This is a genomic window from Mycoplana ramosa (assembly GCF_041930185.1).
In the GTDB taxonomy this organism is placed as follows: Bacteria; Pseudomonadota; Alphaproteobacteria; order Rhizobiales; family Rhizobiaceae; genus Mycoplana; species Mycoplana ramosa.
Map to the genome: position 1 here is coordinate 59,700 of NZ_JBHEEW010000006.1, position 17,299 is coordinate 76,998.

The 17,299-nt window shown below is 64.0% G+C and carries 16 protein-coding genes; 9 read left to right on the forward strand and 7 right to left on the reverse strand.

Annotated features, from left to right (window positions below; translation table 11 throughout):
* The first annotated feature begins 257 nt into the window (after positions 1-257).
* Complete coding sequence (gene cckA, locus JNC62_RS09160) at positions 258-2,849, forward strand: cell cycle histidine kinase CckA (RefSeq protein ID WP_374838028.1); 2,592 nt, start codon at positions 258-260, stop codon at positions 2,847-2,849.
* 79 nt (positions 2,850-2,928) lie between these two features.
* Here cckA and JNC62_RS09165 read toward each other — a convergent pair whose 3' ends face one another.
* Together JNC62_RS09165 and JNC62_RS09170 are read right to left on the reverse strand one after the other, a co-directional pair.
* Positions 2,929-3,855 (reverse strand): pseudouridine-5'-phosphate glycosidase, encoded by a 927-nt coding sequence (locus tag JNC62_RS09165; RefSeq protein WP_374838030.1) that lies wholly within the window; start codon positions 3,853-3,855, stop codon positions 2,929-2,931.
* Between the two features lie 64 nt (positions 3,856-3,919).
* Entirely contained in the window at positions 3,920-4,867 is a 948-nt protein-coding gene (locus JNC62_RS09170) for a carbohydrate kinase family protein (RefSeq protein ID WP_374838031.1), read from the reverse strand.
* 230 nt (positions 4,868-5,097) lie between these two features.
* On the opposite strand from JNC62_RS09170, the gene recA reads away from it, so the two are divergent.
* Positions 5,098-6,183, forward strand: a complete 1,086-nt coding sequence (recA, locus tag JNC62_RS09175) for a recombinase RecA (protein WP_374838033.1) — start codon at positions 5,098-5,100, stop codon at positions 6,181-6,183.
* A gap of 226 nt (positions 6,184-6,409) precedes the next feature.
* Here recA and JNC62_RS09180 read toward each other — a convergent pair whose 3' ends face one another.
* Positions 6,410-7,624 carry an NADP-dependent isocitrate dehydrogenase gene (locus JNC62_RS09180; RefSeq protein WP_374838035.1) on the reverse strand — a complete coding sequence of 405 codons (1,215 nt, stop codon included), beginning with the start codon at positions 7,622-7,624 and terminating at the stop codon, positions 6,410-6,412.
* A 272-nt stretch (positions 7,625-7,896) separates the two neighbouring features.
* Between JNC62_RS09180 and JNC62_RS09185 the strand changes: the two genes are divergently transcribed.
* From JNC62_RS09185 to JNC62_RS09215, 7 genes are all read left to right on the forward strand, one after another.
* Positions 7,897-8,463 carry a hypothetical protein gene (locus JNC62_RS09185; protein WP_374838037.1) on the forward strand — a complete coding sequence of 189 codons (567 nt, stop codon included), beginning with the start codon at positions 7,897-7,899 and terminating at the stop codon, positions 8,461-8,463.
* Between the two features lie 113 nt (positions 8,464-8,576).
* A complete protein-coding gene (locus JNC62_RS09190) occupies positions 8,577-9,416 on the forward strand; it encodes an RNA methyltransferase (RefSeq protein WP_374838039.1) in 840 nt (279 codons plus the stop codon).
* Complete coding sequence (gene murI, locus JNC62_RS09195) at positions 9,409-10,191, forward strand: glutamate racemase (RefSeq protein ID WP_374838041.1); 783 nt, start codon at positions 9,409-9,411, stop codon at positions 10,189-10,191. Before JNC62_RS09190 ends, murI begins: the two co-directional genes overlap by 8 nt.
* A 274-nt stretch (positions 10,192-10,465) precedes the next feature.
* The gene (locus tag JNC62_RS09200) at positions 10,466-11,980 is read left to right on the forward strand and encodes a helicase HerA domain-containing protein (protein WP_374838043.1); all 1,515 of its coding nucleotides are present in this window, start codon (positions 10,466-10,468) and stop codon (positions 11,978-11,980) included.
* A 224-nt stretch (positions 11,981-12,204) separates the two neighbouring features.
* A complete protein-coding gene (rpsD, locus tag JNC62_RS09205) occupies positions 12,205-12,822 on the forward strand; it encodes a 30S ribosomal protein S4 (RefSeq protein WP_374838045.1) in 618 nt (205 codons plus the stop codon).
* 195 nt (positions 12,823-13,017) lie between these two features.
* Positions 13,018-13,908 (forward strand): tRNA 2-thiocytidine(32) synthetase TtcA, encoded by an 891-nt coding sequence (gene ttcA, locus JNC62_RS09210; RefSeq protein ID WP_374838047.1) that lies wholly within the window; start codon positions 13,018-13,020, stop codon positions 13,906-13,908.
* Entirely contained in the window at positions 13,892-14,716 is an 825-nt protein-coding gene (locus JNC62_RS09215) for an inositol monophosphatase family protein (protein WP_374838048.1), read from the forward strand. Before ttcA ends, JNC62_RS09215 begins: the two co-directional genes overlap by 17 nt.
* Positions 14,717-14,911: 195 nt before the next feature.
* On the opposite strand, the gene JNC62_RS09220 is transcribed toward JNC62_RS09215, so the two are convergent.
* The 4 genes from JNC62_RS09220 to JNC62_RS09235 form a co-directional block, all read right to left on the reverse strand.
* Positions 14,912-16,117, reverse strand: coding sequence for a multidrug effflux MFS transporter (locus tag JNC62_RS09220; RefSeq protein ID WP_374838380.1), 1,206 nt, complete (start codon positions 16,115-16,117; stop codon positions 14,912-14,914).
* 128 nt (positions 16,118-16,245) lie between these two features.
* The gene (gene grxD, locus JNC62_RS09225) at positions 16,246-16,581 is read right to left on the reverse strand and encodes a Grx4 family monothiol glutaredoxin (protein WP_374838050.1); all 336 of its coding nucleotides are present in this window, start codon (positions 16,579-16,581) and stop codon (positions 16,246-16,248) included.
* Positions 16,582-16,809: 228 nt separating this feature from the next.
* The gene (locus JNC62_RS09230; RefSeq protein WP_374838052.1) at positions 16,810-17,052 is read right to left on the reverse strand and encodes a hypothetical protein; all 243 of its coding nucleotides are present in this window, start codon (positions 17,050-17,052) and stop codon (positions 16,810-16,812) included.
* 10 nt (positions 17,053-17,062) lie between these two features.
* Positions 17,063-17,296 (reverse strand): BolA/IbaG family iron-sulfur metabolism protein, encoded by a 234-nt coding sequence (locus JNC62_RS09235; RefSeq protein ID WP_097140948.1) that lies wholly within the window; start codon positions 17,294-17,296, stop codon positions 17,063-17,065.
* Positions 17,297-17,299: the final 3 nt, after the last annotated feature.

Sequence of the window (17,299 nt, forward strand, 5' to 3'; positions counted from 1 at the left end):
GGCGACACGATGGGTCCATTTGACGACTTTTTTCAGGCCTGCACAAGAACGGCCGACGGCCTGTCCTGTAAAGGGTCGCCCGGGCATTCGCAATCGGCCGGGAAGGGCGGGATACAACGTGGCCATAATCCCTGTGCATAGAGGCTTGCCGTTTTCATTCCTTTGCTTTTCGGGGTTCCCTCAAATAGCTAGAAGTGATTCTGCAGTTGTCTCCCACGCCGCGCGGCCTTCAGCAGTTCAGGCCAAGAGAGTGAGCGATGTCTAAGATCCGCCAGGAGGTCGAATATCACGCGCCGCTCGTCGAGCGCAGCAGCCGCCCCGGCGTGATCCTGCGGATCGTGCTGCTTGCGATCGTTTTGACCGCGTCGGCGGGCGCCTTCATCGTCTTCAAGAATCAGCTCGACAACGAGATCGTGCTCGGCATCCTCGGCGTGCTGGCAATGGTGGGGATCTTCTTTTTCGTCTCGGCCATGATCGGCTTCATCGAGATCATGCCGCAATCGCGCCCGGACGAACTGGCGCGGACCTTCGTCGACACCCAGCCGGACGGTACGCTGGTGACGGACCGGAAGGGGCGGATCGTCTATGCCAACGCCGCCTATGGGGCGCTGACCGGGGCGACCAGCGAAAGCGACGCCCAAACGCTCGAGACCTTGTTTTCGCGCGATCGCGAGGCGAGTGAATCGGTCTACCGGCTGATGAACGGCCTGCACGAAGGGCAGGAAGGCGCTGAAGAGTTCCGCCTGCTCAAACCGCTGAACCCGGGCACCGGTGTGGGGTCCGGCGCGCGCTGGTATCGGCTGAAGGCGCGTGTGCTTCCCAACCGCGAAGGGGGCGGACCGTCGCTCTACGTCTGGCAGATTGCCGACATCACGTCGGAGCGCGACGACCAGGAGCGCTTCTTCAAGGAATTGCAGAACGCGATCGACTACCTCGATCACGCGCCGGCCGGCTTTTTCTCCGCAGGGCGCAAGGGCGAGATCGTCTATCTGAACGCGACGCTGGCCGATTGGCTCGGTATCGATCTGACGAAATTTCATCCCGGAACACTCTCGGTCGGCGACCTCGTCGCGGGCGAGGGGCTGGCGCTGGTGCAGTCGGTGCAAGCCGAACCCGGTGCGATGCGCACGAAGGTGCTCGACCTCGATCTGCGCAAATCCAACGGACAGAGCCTGCCGGTCCGCCTCGTTCACCGCGTCAGCGCGACGCGCGACGGAGCGCCGGGTGAAAGCCGCACGATCGTGCTGGCCCGCGATGGTGCCGACGATGGCGATGCATCCGCCTCCAACGCGATGATGCGCTTCACCCGGTTCTTCAACAACACGCCGATGGCGATTGCCTCCGTCGACGGCGCAGGGCGCATCCTGAGCACCAATGCCCCGTTCCTGAAGCTGTTTTCCGGCGTCGTTTCCCGCGATGACATCGAGCGCGGGGCAAGGCTGGAAGCGATCGTGCACGAGAGCGACCGCCCGCGGCTGGTGGCTGCATTGGATGCCGCCCGCGACCGTCAGGGCGACATCCCGCCGATCGATTCGCGCTATCCGGGCGACGAGGGGCGGCACTTCCGTTTCTATGTGAACGCCGTCATTGACCAGAACGATCAGGCGCCGGAGGAGGCGGCGATTGTCTACGCCGTCGAGATCACCGAGCAGAAGGCGCTCGAGACGCAGATGGCGCAGACCCAGAAGATGAACGCGGTCGGCACGCTTGCCGGCGGCATCGCGCATGACTTCAACAACGTGCTGACGGCGATCCTGCTTTCCTCCGACCACCTGCTGTTGTCGGCGCGGCCGTCGGATCCGAGTTTCGCGGACCTGATGGAGATCAAGCGAAACGCCAACCGCGCGGCCGTGCTGGTGCGCCAGCTGCTCGCCTTCTCCCGCAAGCAGACGATGCGGCCGAGCGTGCTGCAGATGACCGACGTCATCGGCGACCTGCGCATGCTGGTCGACCGCATGACCGGCACGAAGGTCAAGATCGAGGTTGACTATGGGCGCGACCTCTGGCCGGTCCGCTCCGATCTCGGCCAGTTCGAGCAGGTGTTGATCAACCTCGCCGTCAATGCCCGCGACGCCATGCCCGACGGCGGCACGATCACCTTCCGCACGCGCAATGTGACCGCCTCGGAAGTGGCGGCGTTCAACTATCGCGAATTGCCGCCGGCGGACTATGTCGAGATCGACGTCGTCGACCAGGGCACCGGCATTCCGGCGGAAATCCGCGACAAGATCTTCGAGCCCTTCTTCACGACGAAGGAAGTGGGCAAGGGGACCGGGCTCGGGCTGTCGATGGTCTACGGCATCGTCAAGCAGAGCGGTGGCTACATCTTCGCCGATTCCGAAATGGGCAAGGGCACGACGTTCCGCATCTTCATGCCGCGCCACATCGAGGAAGCACCGGTCGCCGCACCCGTCGAGAACGCGGCGCAGAACGTCTCTGCGCCCGCGCCGGCAGCAAAGGAACCCCGTGACCTCACCGGCGACTCGGCCGTCGTCCTTCTCGTCGAGGACGAGGAGGCGGTCCGTCGCGGCGGAAAACGCATGCTGGAGACGCGCGGCTACACCGTCTACGAAGCCGGTTCCGGCGTCGAAGCGCTCGACATCATGGAGGAACTGGACGGTGCGGTGGACATCGTCGTTTCGGACGTGGTCATGCCGGAAATGGACGGGCCTTCGCTGTTGCGAGAATTGCGCAAGAAATACCCGGACCTGAAGTTCATCTTCGTCTCCGGCTACGCTGAGGACGCGTTCGCCCGCAACCTTCCGGCCGATGCCAAGTTCGGCTTCCTGCCCAAGCCGTTCTCGCTCAAGCAGCTTGCAGAGGCGGTGCGGGAGATGCTGGACGGGTAGGCGCCCATCCGGCCGCGTTCCGGGCGGACGGGCTATGCCGTCCACCGCCCTGCCGCGGTGGAGGACTGCCTGACCCCGCTCAGACCGCAAGCGCCACCGCGATCTCCGCCGCAAGCCGTGCGTTGTTCTCCACAAGTGCGATATTGGTCGCCAGGCTGCGGCCGTCGGTGAGGCGGAAGATCGTGTCGAGCAGATAGGGCGTCACCTCCTTGCCGGTGATCTCGTCGCGTTCTGCATTGTCCAGCGCGCGCTCGATGTAGATCTCCATCTCCGGGCGCGGAATTTCGTTTTCCGCCGGCACCGGGTTGGCGACCAGCATGCCGCCTGCAATGCCGAGTTGCGCGCGCACGGCCTGGAAATTGGCGATCGCCGCCGGGCTGTTCAGCATCAGCGGGCTCGGCAGGCCGGAATCGCGCGACCAGAAGGCGGGAAAATTCGGGCTGTCATAGGTGACGACCGGCACGCCACGCGTCTCCAGCACCTCAAGCGTTTTCGGGATGTCAAGGATCGCCTTGGCGCCGGCGCAGACGACGATGACGGCGGTGCGCGCCAGTTCTTCCAGGTCGGCGGAAATGTCGAACGTTTCCTCGGCCTTGCGGTGAACGCCGCCGATGCCGCCGGTGGCAAAGACGCGGATGCCGGCGAGGGCGGCGCCGATCATCGTCGCGGCAACCGTGGTCGCGCCGGTGCGCCGCTCGGCGATGGCGAAGGCAAGATCCGCACGCGAAACCTTCATCGCGCCGCTCGTCTGGGCGAGCGCCTGCAGTTCGGCGTCATCCAGGCCGATGTGCAGCACGCCATCGATCACGGCGATGGTGGCGGGCACCGCGCCCTCCTCGCGAATGATCCGTTCGACGCTTCGCGCCATCTCCAGGTTACCCGGATAGGGCATGCCATGCGTGATGATCGTGGACTCGAGCGCCACGATCGCGGCGCCGCGTGCCTTTGCGGCGGTGACCTCGTCGGAATAGGCGATCGGCAGGAGCGGGGAGGCGGATCTCGTCATCGTCGGGTCCTCGGGTTTCGTTGCTTGCAGGATGGGCCGGGCATCGGCGGCCGTCAAACCGCCCTCATGCCAGCATTTCCGCCTCGGGCACAAGAGCGACGACGCGCGCGAGCAGTTCGGGCTCGAGCTCCTCGGCGACGGCGAGCGGCGAGCGCACGGCGATGAGGGCGGCGGCGGTACCCTGACGAAGCGAGGCGGCAAGCGACTGGCCGTCCAGCCGGGCCGAGAGAAACCCGGACGCCAGCGCGTCGCCGGCGCCGGTCACGTCACCCAGCGCTTCGAGCAGCGGCGGCGCCAGCATCGCCGCACCGGTCGCGTCGAAGGCGATCGCCGCATTCCGCCCGCGCGTCACCACGCCGGAAGACAGCCCCGCACGCCGCAGGATGTCCGGCCATTGCCGCGGATCGTCCGGCCGGGCCTCCGCCAGCGCGCGCGCCTCCGCCTCGTTCATGAACAGGCAGGTGAGCACGGGCAGGGCGGTTCGGAACCGGGCGACCTTGGCGGGGGAAATCGCAATCCCGCACGCCGGCTTGCCGGCAGAGCGGGCCGCTTTCGCGATGGCTGCGACCGTCTCTTCCGGCAGATTGGCGTCGGTCAAGACCGCATCGGCCCGCGCGATTGCCTCCCGCACCGCGCGCTGTTGCAGGCGTCGCGGCGAAAACAGGCGGTAGAGTTCCATGTCGGCGAGCGCGATCACCAGGTTGCCGTCGCGCTCGATGATCGCCGTATAGCTGGGCGTTGCCCGGTCGAGAAAGATGAAGGGGGTGTCCTCGACGCCGGCGGCCAGGGCCGCGGCGGCGACGAGCTCGCCGTCGCTGTCGCCGCCGCGCGGAGCGATGAGGCGCACGGCATGACCGAGGCGCGCAAGGTTGCGCGCCGCGTTGAAGGCGCCGCCGCCGGCTTCGACGAACCAACTGCCGGGATTGCTGGCGCCGGGGGCTGTCTCGCCGTGGATGCGGCCGCGGCGGTCGACATGGGCTCCGCCGAGCACGAGGATGTTTCTACCGGTCATTTTCCTGCCTTTGCACGATCCGATTCGGACGATCTTTCCCCTCGCGCCGATCGTCGCGGCGATGGTAGAATGTCCGTGCAGTCCCTTGAAACGAAAAGGGAACGTACGGTCGAATATCGAAATTTATCAATTGCATCGTGTGCTGTTGTCAAAAGAGAACAAAAAGTGTACAAAGCTTCCATCGGCGGCTTCATTGCCTGTCTGGCCCCAATAACCTAAAGGTGGAGCAAATGGCACAAAACACTTTGCGGCTCGTAGAGGACAAATCGGTGGACAAAAGCAAGGCACTCGAAGCGGCACTTTCTCAGATCGAGAGGTCGTTCGGCAAGGGCTCGATCATGAAGCTCGGCTCGAAGGACAGCGTCGTCGAGATCGAAACCATCCCGACGGGCTCGCTCGGTCTCGACATCGCGCTCGGGATCGGCGGGCTGCCCAAGGGGCGAATCATCGAGATTTACGGGCCGGAAAGCTCGGGCAAGACGACGCTGGCGCTGCAGACAATCGCGGAAGCCCAGAAGAAGGGCGGCATCTGCGGCTTCGTCGATGCCGAGCACGCGCTCGATCCCGTCTATGCCCGCAAGCTCGGCGTCGATCTGGAAAACCTCCTGATCTCGCAGCCGGACAATGGCGAGCAGGCGCTCGAGATCACCGACGCGCTGGTTCGCTCCGGTGCGATCGACGTGCTCGTGATCGACTCGGTCGCCGCACTCACGCCGCGCGCCGAAATCGAGGGCGAGATGGGCGACAGCCTGCCGGGTCTGCAGGCCCGCCTGATGAGCCAGGCACTGCGCAAGCTGACGGCCTCGATCTCGCGTTCGAACACCATGGTCATCTTCATCAACCAGATCCGCATGAAGATCGGCGTCATGTTCGGTTCGCCGGAGACGACGACGGGCGGCAATGCGCTGAAGTTCTACGCCTCCGTCCGCCTCGACATCCGCCGCATCGGCGCGGTCAAGGAGCGCGACGAGGTGATCGGCAACCAGACGAAGATCAAGGTCGTCAAGAACAAGATGGCGCCGCCCTTCAAGGAGGTCGAGTTCGACATCATGTATGGCGAGGGCGTGTCCAAGACCGGCGAGCTGATCGACCTCGGCGTCAAGGCCGGCATCGTCGAAAAGTCCGGGTCCTGGTTCTCCTACAACAGCCAGCGCCTCGGCCAGGGTCGCGAAAACGCCAAGCAGTTCCTGCGCGACAACCCGGACGCGGCGCGCGAGATCGAGATGGCGCTCCGCCAGAACGCCGGCCTGATCGCCGACAAGCTGCTCGATGGCAAGCCCGAGGCGGACGAGGGCGACAGCCTCGCCGAAATGTGATCGGCACCGCGCCGAAGGAGCAGCCGCAAAGACCTGCTCCTTCGGCGTGCGGAGCGATTTCCCCTCGACAGCTGCCATGCGGATTGACGTCGGCGTTTGCTGTCGTCGCCGAGGACGAAGAAATTTAGATAAAGCAAAAGCCCGCCACGTGATCTCTCTCGTGACGGGCTTTTTTCTTTGACCCGGCACAAGGCCGGGTCTTGATCGTTTATGTCCAGGTTGCCGCTCAGGCGGCCATGGCCTTCTTCAGGTTCTCGTCGATCTTGTCGAGGAAGCCGGTGGTGGAGAGCCACGGCTGGTCGGGACCGATCAGGAGCGCCAGGTCCTTGGTCATGAAGCCGGCTTCGACGGTGTCGACGCAGACCTTTTCGAGCGTCGATGCGAACTTCGCCAGTTCGGCATTGCCGTCGAGCTTGGCGCGGTGCGCCAGGCCGCGGGTCCAGGCGAAGATCGAGGCGATCGAGTTGGTCGAGGTCTCCTCGCCCTTCTGATGCTGGCGGTAGTGGCGGGTCACGGTACCGTGCGCGGCCTCCGCCTCGACCGTCTGGCCGTCCGGCGTCATCAGCACCGAGGTCATCAGGCCGAGCGAGCCGAACCCTTGCGCGACGATGTCGGACTGCACGTCGCCGTCATAGTTCTTGCAGGCCCAGACATAGCCGCCGGACCACTTCAGCGCCGAGGCGACCATGTCGTCGATCAGGCGGTGCTCGTACCAGAGTTTCGCTTCCTTGAACTTGTCGGCGAACTCCTTGTCGAAGACCTCCTGGAAGATATCCTTGAAGCGGCCGTCATAGACCTTGAGGATGGTGTTCTTCGTCGACAGATAGACCGGCACCTTGCGCTGCAGGCCGTAGTTGAACGAGGCGCGGGCGAACTCGGTGATCGAGGCGTCGAGGTTATACATGCCCATGGCAACGCCGGCGGACGGCGCGTCGAAGACATCGTATTCGATTTCTTTGCCGTCCTCGCCGACGAACTTCATCGTCAGCTTGCCCTTGCCGGGGAACTTGAAGTCGGTGGCGCGGTACTGGTCGCCGAAGGCGTGGCGGCCGACGATGATCGGCTTGGTCCAGCCGGGCACGAGGCGCGGCACGTTCTTGCAGATGATCGGCTCGCGGAAGATGACACCGCCGAGAATGTTGCGGATCGTGCCGTTCGGCGACTTCCACATCTTCTTCAGCTTGAACTCCTCGACGCGCGCCTCGTCGGGGGTGATGGTGGCGCACTTGACGCCGACGCCATACGTCTTGATCGCGTTGGCGGCGTCGACTGTCACCTGGTCGTCGGTGGCGTCGCGGTTCTCCATGCCGAGGTCGAAGTACTTCAGGTCGATGTCCAGGTACGGATGGATCAGCTTGTCCTTGATGAACTGCCAGATGATGCGGGTCATCTCGTCGCCGTCGAGTTCGACGACCGGATTGGCGACCTTGATCTTTTTCATGGATTGCCTCGTAGCCTAGTGGGGCCGGATGCCCCGTTTCGTGAAGTAGCGATCGCGTGCGGCTATACCACTTGGGGCAGGGAAGGCAAAGCCGACCAAGGACTGAGAGACTTTATTTTCGCCCGGCAAGGAATATGCTCCGCGACTCAGATGCCGGGACGTCGACGGATGCGAGTCGATCCCGGAAAATTGCCGCAAAGGGTGGCCAATTGGTAGCGCGTCAGCCTGGGCCGCTTGGCCCCCATGCAATCCTTTCCGTGGAGATTACCACAATGCGCCTATGCCTCGCCGCCGCGCTCGCCCTGATGCCGTCCCTTGCACTTGCGGCAGACGCTGCCGAACCGGTGCGTGAAATCATGACCACGGCAACGAGCAACTGGGCCGATCTTGCCGGCGACAGCGACGACATGCCGGACTATGTCGACTATTTCAACGACGGTTTCCTGCAGCGTCTCTACAGCAAGGATTTCGTCGCCAAATATCGCGAGGCGGCAAAATATCCGGCCTACGAAGATGGCGGATCGCCGTTCGACTACGACGTGATTGCCATGGGCCAGGACGGCTGCTCGATCAAGGATCTCAAGATCGAGGCGGCGCCGGCTTCCGCTGGCGTGACCACGGTCAAGACGACCTTCGACAACACCCATTGCTTTGGCGAACGGGCAGCGGACTGGAAGCCGGCGGAGGTGGATTTCCAGGTGGTCGAGGAGGATGGCCGACCGGTCATCGATGATATTCTGCGGCCGCAGGACGGCGATCCGGGCTCGCTCAAGGCGGAACTGGTGGAGATCGCAAAGGAAGGGGCCAATCCGCAGCCGGAGGCCATTTCGCCCGAATAGGGCGGCATTCTTCCCTTTTCCTACGGTCTGTGGCAGGGGAACGCCACCTGAAGGGCCGGGATCACCCAGGGTCCGGCGGATGACGGGTCAACGGAAAAACGACGGTTGAGCGGATGGCGGGTACGAACAGCGAGCGGCAACTGATAGCGGAAGGGCCCGCAATCATATTGGTCCACCCCCAGCTTGGAGAAAACATCGGCATGGTGGCGCGCGCCATGGCCAATTTCGGTCTGGCGGAACTGCGGCTGGTCAACCCGCGGGATGGCTGGCCGAGCGAGAAGGCGATCTCGGCGGCAAGCAAGGCAGACCATGTCATTGCGGCCACCAAGGTCTTCTCTTCGCTGGAGGAGGCGATCGCCGATCTCAATTTTGTCTATGCGACGACGGCGCGCGACCGCTACGGCTACAAGGAAGTCCGCTCGCCGGTGGTTGCGGCCGAGACGTTGCGGGCGCGTTTTCGCGCCGGCGAGGCGACCGGCATCCTGTTCGGCCGCGAGCGCACCGGGCTGACCAATGAGGAAATCGCGCTCGCCGACGAACTCGTCACCTTTCCGGTCAATCCGGCGTTTGCGTCGCTCAATCTGGCACAGGCCGTGCTGCTGATGAGTTACGAGTGGATGAAGACCGGCATGGGGTCGATCGAGGAAACCGCCTTCAGCGCGCTGCCGCAGCGTCCGGCAAAGAAGGACGAACTGCAAGGTCTGTTCGACCATGTCCAGGAGGCGCTGGATGCGCGCGGCTACTTCCGTCCCGCCGCCAAAAAGCCGAAATTGATCGAAAACCTGCGCTCCGCACTCACCCGTCCCTCCTTCACCGGTTCGGAAATCCAGGTCTTGCGTGGCATCGTTTCCTGTCTCGATCGCTTTACCCGCGACGCGCCGCGTGGCTCGGGCGCGCCGGCGCCGAACCGCACCCGCAACAGAAGACCGAAGGCCGCCCGCAGCGATGAATGAACCCAAGCCGATCCTCGTGTTCGACAGCGGCATCGGCGGGCTGACGGTGCTGCGCGAGGCGCGGGTGCTGATGCCGGAACGGCATTTCATCTATGTCGCCGACGACGCCGGCTTTCCCTATGGCGGCTGGGAAGAGGCTGCGCTGAAGAGGCACATCATCGCGCTCTTTGACAAGCTGCTGGCGCAGCACGCCCCGGAGATCTGCGTCATTGCGTGCAACACGGCCTTTACGCTCGTTGGTGCCGACCTGCGCGCCACGTTTCCGACGATGCGCTTCGTTGGCACCGTTCCGGCGATCAAGCCCGCCGCCGAGCGAACGCGCTCCGGGCTGGTGTCCGTGCTGGCGACGCCGGGAACGGTCAAGCGCGCCTACACGCGCGACCTGATCCAGTCCTTTGCGAGGCAATGCCATGTGCGCCTTGTCGGCTCGGAAAATCTGGCGCGGATGGCTGAGGCCTATATCCGCGGCGAAACGCTGTCCGACGAGGCGGTGATGGCCGAGATCAGCCAGTGCTTTGTCGAGCGGGACGGGTGCAAGACCGACATCGTCGTGCTGGCCTGCACGCACTACCCGTTCATGGCGAACGTCTTCCGCCGCCTCGCGCCCTGGCCGGTCGACTGGCTCGATCCGGCGGAGGCGATCGCCCGCCAGGCGCGCCGGCTGGTGCCGTCGCGCGAAGTGCTGGCGCCCGGCGAGGATATCGCCGTCTTCACCTCCGGGAAGCCGGATTTTGCCACGCAGCGACTGATGCAGGGGTTCGGCTTGAAGGTCTGATACAGCGCCCTGCCTTGAGGGTTGCACCTTGCTGTTCTGTCCGAAGCGCGGGCGGCCAGCTTCGCATCCTCCGCGTTCCGGGCCACGATTCGATCGATCACGACTCCGACACAGCCGATGCGCCGGTGACCTTGATTGAGGACGCTTAGGCAAGGGCCACCTTCCTGTGGGTTTTTGCAATCACTTGCCCGCTGCAGCCAATTTCATGCTAGGCCTGTCCCGTTTTTCCGGCCGCACCAGACTGGCCGGGTCCATGGATGAGCACGAGGGTTGAATGAAGGTCGGCATCGACATGGGAACGGCGCAGGGCGGCGCGCCGGCCACGCTCGATATCGAGGAATTGCTCGCAACCCGTCTGCTCGTGCAGGGAAATTCCGGCTCCGGCAAGTCGCACCTGCTGCGGCGTCTGCTGGAACAATCGGCGCCCTGGGTGCAGCAGTGCATCATCGATCCCGAGGGCGATTTCGTCACGCTCTCCGACAAGTTCGGCCATGTGGTCATCGAGGGTGAGCGCACCGACGCCGAACTGATCGGGATTGCCACCCGCATCCGCCAGCACCGCGTTTCCTGCGTTCTTTCGCTCGAAGGCCTCGAGGTCGAGCAACAGATGCGTGCGGCCGGCATCTTCCTGAACGCGATGTTCGATGCCGACCGCGACTACTGGTATCCGGTCCTCGTCGTGGTCGACGAGGCGCAGATGTTCGCGCCGTCGGTCGCCGGCGACGTCGGGGAGGAGGCCCGAAAGGTTTCGCTCGGCGCGATGACCAATCTGATGTGCCGCGGCCGCAAGCGCGGGCTTGCCGGCGTGATCGCCACGCAGCGGCTGGCGAAGCTCGCCAAGAACGTCGCGGCGGAAGCCTCGAACTTTCTGATGGGGCGAACCTTCCTCGACATCGACATGGCGCGCGCTGCCGACCTGCTCGGCATGGACCGTCGCCAGGCGGAGATGTTCCGCGACCTGAAGCGCGGCTCCTTCGTGGCGCTCGGCCCGGCGCTGTCGCGCCGCCCGCTGCCGGTGACGATCGGGCCGGTCGAGACGTCCGCCCGCTCGACGAGCCCGAAGCTGATGCCGCTGCCGGAGGCGCCCCAGGATGTCGAGGACCTGATTTTTAGGCCCGATCCGGAAGAACTGACCCGCCCGCTCGTGCGCCGCGTCGCCCCGCAGCCGCGGCCGACGACAGACATCCTTGCCGAGCTGTCACGGGCCCGGCCGGAGCCCGTCGCCGCCGAGCCTGCGCGCCCTGCGGCGCCGGAAATGCCGGCTGAGGAGCGCGACGCGCTGCTCGACCAGGTGCTGGCCGAAATTCTCGACAATCCCGGTGCCGCCTTCCGCGCCGACGCGGAGCTGTTCCAGGATTTCCTCGTCCGCTGCCGCATCCGCCGGGTGCCCGGCGCGCCGCTGTCGCTGCCGGCCTTCCGCCGCAAGATGGCCGTGGCCCGCTCCGGCGTGGATGCCGAGACGGCCGGAACGGAACTGTGGGCGACGGCGCTGGAGCTGTCGCGCGCGGTGACCGAGGATCTGCAGGGCGTCTTCCTGCTCGTCGCGCAGGCCGCCGTGCGTGGCCTGCCGTGCCCTTCCGATGCAATGATCGCCCGCGCCTATGGCACCCACTCGGCCCGCCGCGCCCGCCGCCTGCTCGGATATTTCGAGGAGCAGGGTCTGATTGTCGTCCACAGCGACATGGCGGGCCTGCGCATCGTCGCCTTCCCGGACCTGGGCTGCGAAACCCAGCCGGGTGACGCCAACGGGCCGGACCTGACGGACACGCTGCGCCAGGCAGCGGAATAGACCCGCGGATGTCCATATTCCGTTTGACAAATTTGTAAAACGTACCTATTGAGCCCCCAACGCCGGGCAGAGATGTCCGGTGTTTCATTTGACATGTCCCGTGGCTTCTCCGGTCCGCGTATCGTGAGAAACCTGTCAGAAGGCCGAAATGGCGTTCAGAGGAGGGCGTGTTTCCTTGATCCGGCTTGGAAGCAAACCGGTGTAACTGATTGAAAGGAAATGCGATGAGCAAGCGCGCTTCATCAAAGTACAAGATCGACCGCCGCATGGGCGAAAACATCTGGGGCCGCCCTAAGTCCCCGGTGAACCGCCGCGAATACGGCCCGGGCCAGCATGGCCAGCGCCGCAAGTCCAAGCTGTCCGACTTCGGCGTGCAGCTGCGCGCCAAGCAGAAGCTGAAGGGCTACTACGGCGACATCCGCGAGAAGCAGTTCCGCGCCATCTACGACGAAGCCAACCGCCGCAAGGGCGACGCCTCGGAGAACCTGATCGGTCTGCTGGAATCGCGTCTGGACGCGATCGTATACCGCGCCAAGTTCGTACCGACCGTCTTTGCTGCACGCCAGTTCGTCAACCATGGCCACGTCAAGGTCAACGGCGTCCGCGTCAACATCGGTTCCTACCGCTGCAAGCCGGGCGACGTCATCGAGGTGCGCGAAAAGTCCAAGCAGCTCGTATCGGTTCTCGAATCGGTGCAGCTCGCAGAGCGTGACGTTCCGGACTACATCGAAGTCGACCACAACAAGATGGTTGCGACCTTCGCACGCGTTCCGGCCCTCTCCGACGTGCCGTACCCGGTCATCATGGAACCGAACCTGGTCGTCGAATTCTATTCGCGTTAATCCTGGCCCCGGCCGATGGATTTTGGAAGCCGCCCCGAAACGGGCGGCTTCCGTCGTTTCGGGGCGCAATTGTCATGGCAGCCGTCCGGCAAACCTTCGAGCGCGCAGAAACCGCTTGATCTTGCTGGGCCGGGTGGGCAATGCCTCTGCCGGAACGAGGATAACAGCGGCAGCGCACCGGACAGGAGCGGAATGATGAACGTCGCGGCAAGTACCGACAGCAGGGAATTCGCGGAAGCCGGGGCGGCTGACATTGGCCCCGATCATCCGCTCTTTTCCCAGATGCCATCGTCGGTTTCTTTCAACAAACTGCGCAAGCGGCTGCTTCGGCAGGTTCGCCAGGCGTTCGACGACTTCGCCATGCTGAAGGGGCAGAAGCGCTGGCTCATCGGGCTTTCCGGCGGCAAGGACAGCTATGGCCTGCTGGCGCTGCTTCTGGACCTGCAATGGCGCGGCCTGCTGCCGGTCGAACTGATCGCCTGCAACCTCGATCAGGGCCAGCCGAACTTTCCCAAGCATGTCCTTCCGGACTACCTTGCCTCGATCGGCGTCAGGCATCGGATCGAGTATCGCGATACCTATTCGGTGGTGAAGGAAAAGGTGCCGCAGGGGGCGACCTATTGTTCGCTCTGTTCACGTCTGCGGCGGGGAAACCTTTACCGGATCGCACGGGAGGAGGGGTGCGATGCGCTCGTTCTCGGGCATCATCGCGAGGATATCCTCGAAACCTTCTTCATGAATTTCTTCCACGGCGGCCGGCTGGCCTCGATGCCGGCCAAGCTCCTCAACGACGACGGCGACCTGATGGTGCTTCGCCCGCTCGCCTACGCCGCGGAGGACGACCTTGCAAAGTTCGCGACGGCGATGCGCTTTCCGATCATCCCGTGCGACCTCTGCGGCTCGCAGGATGGCCTGCAGCGCAATGCGATGAAGGCGATGCTGGCCGATATCGAGGCGCGCATGCCGGGCCGCAAGGACACGATGCTGCGCGCCTTGGCGCACGTGAACCCGTCCCACCTGCTGGACCCGACGCTCTTCGATTTCTCCTCTCTTGCCGCGGTATCTGCAAATGACGACACGAATTGACATCAACGCTCTCGCATTTCTTCTCAGCGAGGCGGCGGAGGCCGAAATCCGCCCGCGTTTTCGCGCGCTTGGCGAAGGCGACGTGCGCACGAAGACCAGCGCGATCGACCTGGTGACGGAGGCCGATGAGGCCGCCGAGCGCTACATCAGGGCCGGCATGGAGGCGGTTCTGCCGGGCGCCCTGTTCATCGGCGAGGAGAGCGTCGCCGCCGAGCCGGCGCTCTTGTCGAAACTGGCGCAGGCCGATCTGGCGGTGATCGTCGATCCGATCGACGGAACCTTCAACTTCGCCGCCGGCGTGCCGCTGTTCGGCGTCATGGCGGCGGTCGTTTCGGGCGGTGAAACCATCGCCGGCGTCATCTACGATCCGATGGGGGACGATTTCGTTCTGGCCGAGAAGGGCGCCGGTGCGTGGCAGACCGGCGGAAATCGCCCGGCAGTTCGCCTGAGGGCGACGGATGCGGTGCCTCTTTCCGAGATGACCGGCATGGCCTCGACCAGTTTCTTGCCCGCTGAAAAGCGCGCGCGGGTGATGGCCAATCTCGCCAAGGTCGCGTTTGCCGCCAACTACCGTTGCGCGGCGCACGAGTACCGGACCTTTGCGGCGGGTCACCTGCACTATCTGATGTATAATAGGTTGATGCCTTGGGATCATCTTGCTGGCACGCTGATCAGCCAGGAGGCCGGCGCCTATGCGGCCCGTTTCGACGGTTCCGCCTACGAACCGCGGCATCTCGACGGCGGTCTCCTGATCGCGCCCGACAGCGAGAGTTGGCACATGCTGCGGCGCAAGGTGTTCGTTGTCTGAAGTGTTTCGATAGCGACAGCAGCCCGGCTCTTTCGTCCGGTCTTTTGCGCTCAAGGACTTGAGCGCGCAGGATGCCGGATCGAGTCCGGCATGACGGAGCCGTATTAGATGCGGCGCGAAGGGGCTTGAAAGGCTTCGTCAGGACTCTAAGGCCCGGACCGTTCGTCCGGGCCATATTCGTTGGTGCGGTAGCATTCAGGCCGGCTGGCTGTGGGCCTGGAACAGCTTTCCCCGTTCCGCGATCAGCACGAAGATAAGGCCAACGACGCCGACCGAAAAGAACCCCAGCACAAGCGGCAGGGCGGTGCCGTCGAAGGCCTGGCCTATGCCGCCGCCGATGATGGCGCCGCCCGCCGTGCCCATGAAGCCGAGGACGGACGAGGCTGTGCCGGCAACATGGCCGAGCGGCTCCATCGCCAACGAATTGAAGTTCGAACCGATCCAGCCGAACTGGAACATCGCCAGCGCAAACAGGATGATGAAGATCGGGAAGGGCACATGCCCCGGCCAGGCGAGCGTGCAGGCCAGCCAGATCGTGTTCACGGTCAAAAAGCCGACCAGGGCCCCATGTGACAGGCGCCGCATGCCGAAACTTCCGACCAACCTCGCATTGACGAAGGACGACAGGGCCATGAACGCGGCGACGGCGGCAAACGCGACGGGGAACCACACGCCGAGGCCATAGATGCCGACATAGATCTGCTGGGCGGAATTGATGAAACCGAACAGCGCGCCGAAGATGAAGGTGCTCGAGAGCGTGTAGCAGAGCGCGACGCGGTTCGTCAGAACGATCCGAAATCCTTCCAGGATCGACGCCGGCGTAAAGGGGCGAACGTCCTTGGGGGCGAGCGTTTCCGGCAGCCGAAAGTACATCCAGGCGGCGACCAGCGTTCCGATCACCCCCATGAAGATGAAGATCAGGTGCCAGTCACCGAACAGCATGACGACCTGTCCGGTGCCGGGAGCAAGCACGGGAACGATCATGAAGACCATCATGATCAGTGACATGACCTCGGCCATGGCCCGGCCGCCGAAAATATCGCGCACGATCGAGACTGTGATGACGCGCATGGCGGCGGAGCCGATGCCTTGCACGAAACGCAGCGCCAACAATGCTGCGAAGCTCGGGACGAGCACGGCAACGAAGGAAGAAACGATATAGATGCCCAGCCCGACAAACATGGGGATCCGGCGCCCGAACCGGTCGGAGATCGGTCCATAGAGCAACTGCGCAAAGGCAAATCCGAGCAGATAGGCCGAAATCACGTACTGCCGGTGGTTCTCGTTTTCCACGCCGAGGCTCGCGCCGATCTGCTGGAGGCCTGGCAGCATGATGTCGATGGCTAGCGCGTTCAGCGCCATCAGCATAGCCATCAGGGCAATGAATTCGATCCTGCCCATGCCGTTCAGGCGGCGGATGGCTTCGGCCGAAAGTGCGCTCATAACGAAAATCCATACTTAAATGAGAGGAGGCGCCGTTGGAGCGGCGCCTCGGTCGATTTCCGGTCTGCGTGCGGTCCGAAGGTGCCTTATGCGGCGCCCTTGACTGCAATCCCCTGTCCTTCGAGGTGGGACTTCAGCTCCCCGGACTGGAACATTTCGCGGACGATGTCACATCCGCCGATGAACTCGCCTTTGACGTAGAGCTGCGGAATCGTCGGCCAGTTGGAATAGTCCTTGATGCCCTGGCGCAGGTCCGCGTCGGCGAGTACGTTGATGCCCTTGTAGTCGACACCGACATAATCGAGGATCTGCACGACCTGACCGGAGAAGCCGCACTGCGGAAACTGCGGTGTGCCCTTCATGAAGAGCACGACGTCGTTGTTCTTGACCTCATTGTCGATGAAATCGTGAATACCGCTCATTTCGAATCCCTTTTCTATCCGGGTTCAAGGCCCGGACCGCTGAGTTGCCCCCTAGATAGCACGCGCGGGACGAATTTCCATCACCCCGCGTCGATATGTTCCATCAAATCTGATGATGAACCGGCCTCGGCTGAAGGCGTCTCTTCCGAAAGCGGGAACCGGTTTCGTGACAAGGAATGCCCGGAAGAACAACGACCGCTTTGTAAGTCAATCTGGAACGCCACCCACCTAGACGCGGCGGCGCTGCTTGCTGCGGGCGGCGGCGGTCCTTCGCCGGCTGACCTGCTTGCGGGCAGGCTTCGGCTTTAGGGCGGCCTCGACGATGTCCGCCAGAATGTCGCCAGACTTGGCCTTGCTGGTACGACGTCGGGTTCGCCTCGTCTTCGTCCTGCGCACGCCGGATTTGGTCAGCACTTCCTTCAAGGCGCTGCTGACCACCCCGGAGACGAAGTCCTCGATTACGCCCGCCATCGTGGCGAACTCACTCCGGTGCCGATGTCTGCAGGGCGAGCGCGTGGAGAACGCCGCCCATGTTGCCCTTCAGCGCATTGTAGACCATCTGGTGCTGCTGCACCCGGGTCTTGCCGCGAAAGGCTTCCGCGACGACTTCGGCAGCATAGTGATCCCCATCGCCCGCGAGATCCCGGATCGTGACCTTGGCCCCTGGAATGCCGGCCTTGATCATGTCTTCGATTTCACCTGGTGCCATGGGCATGTG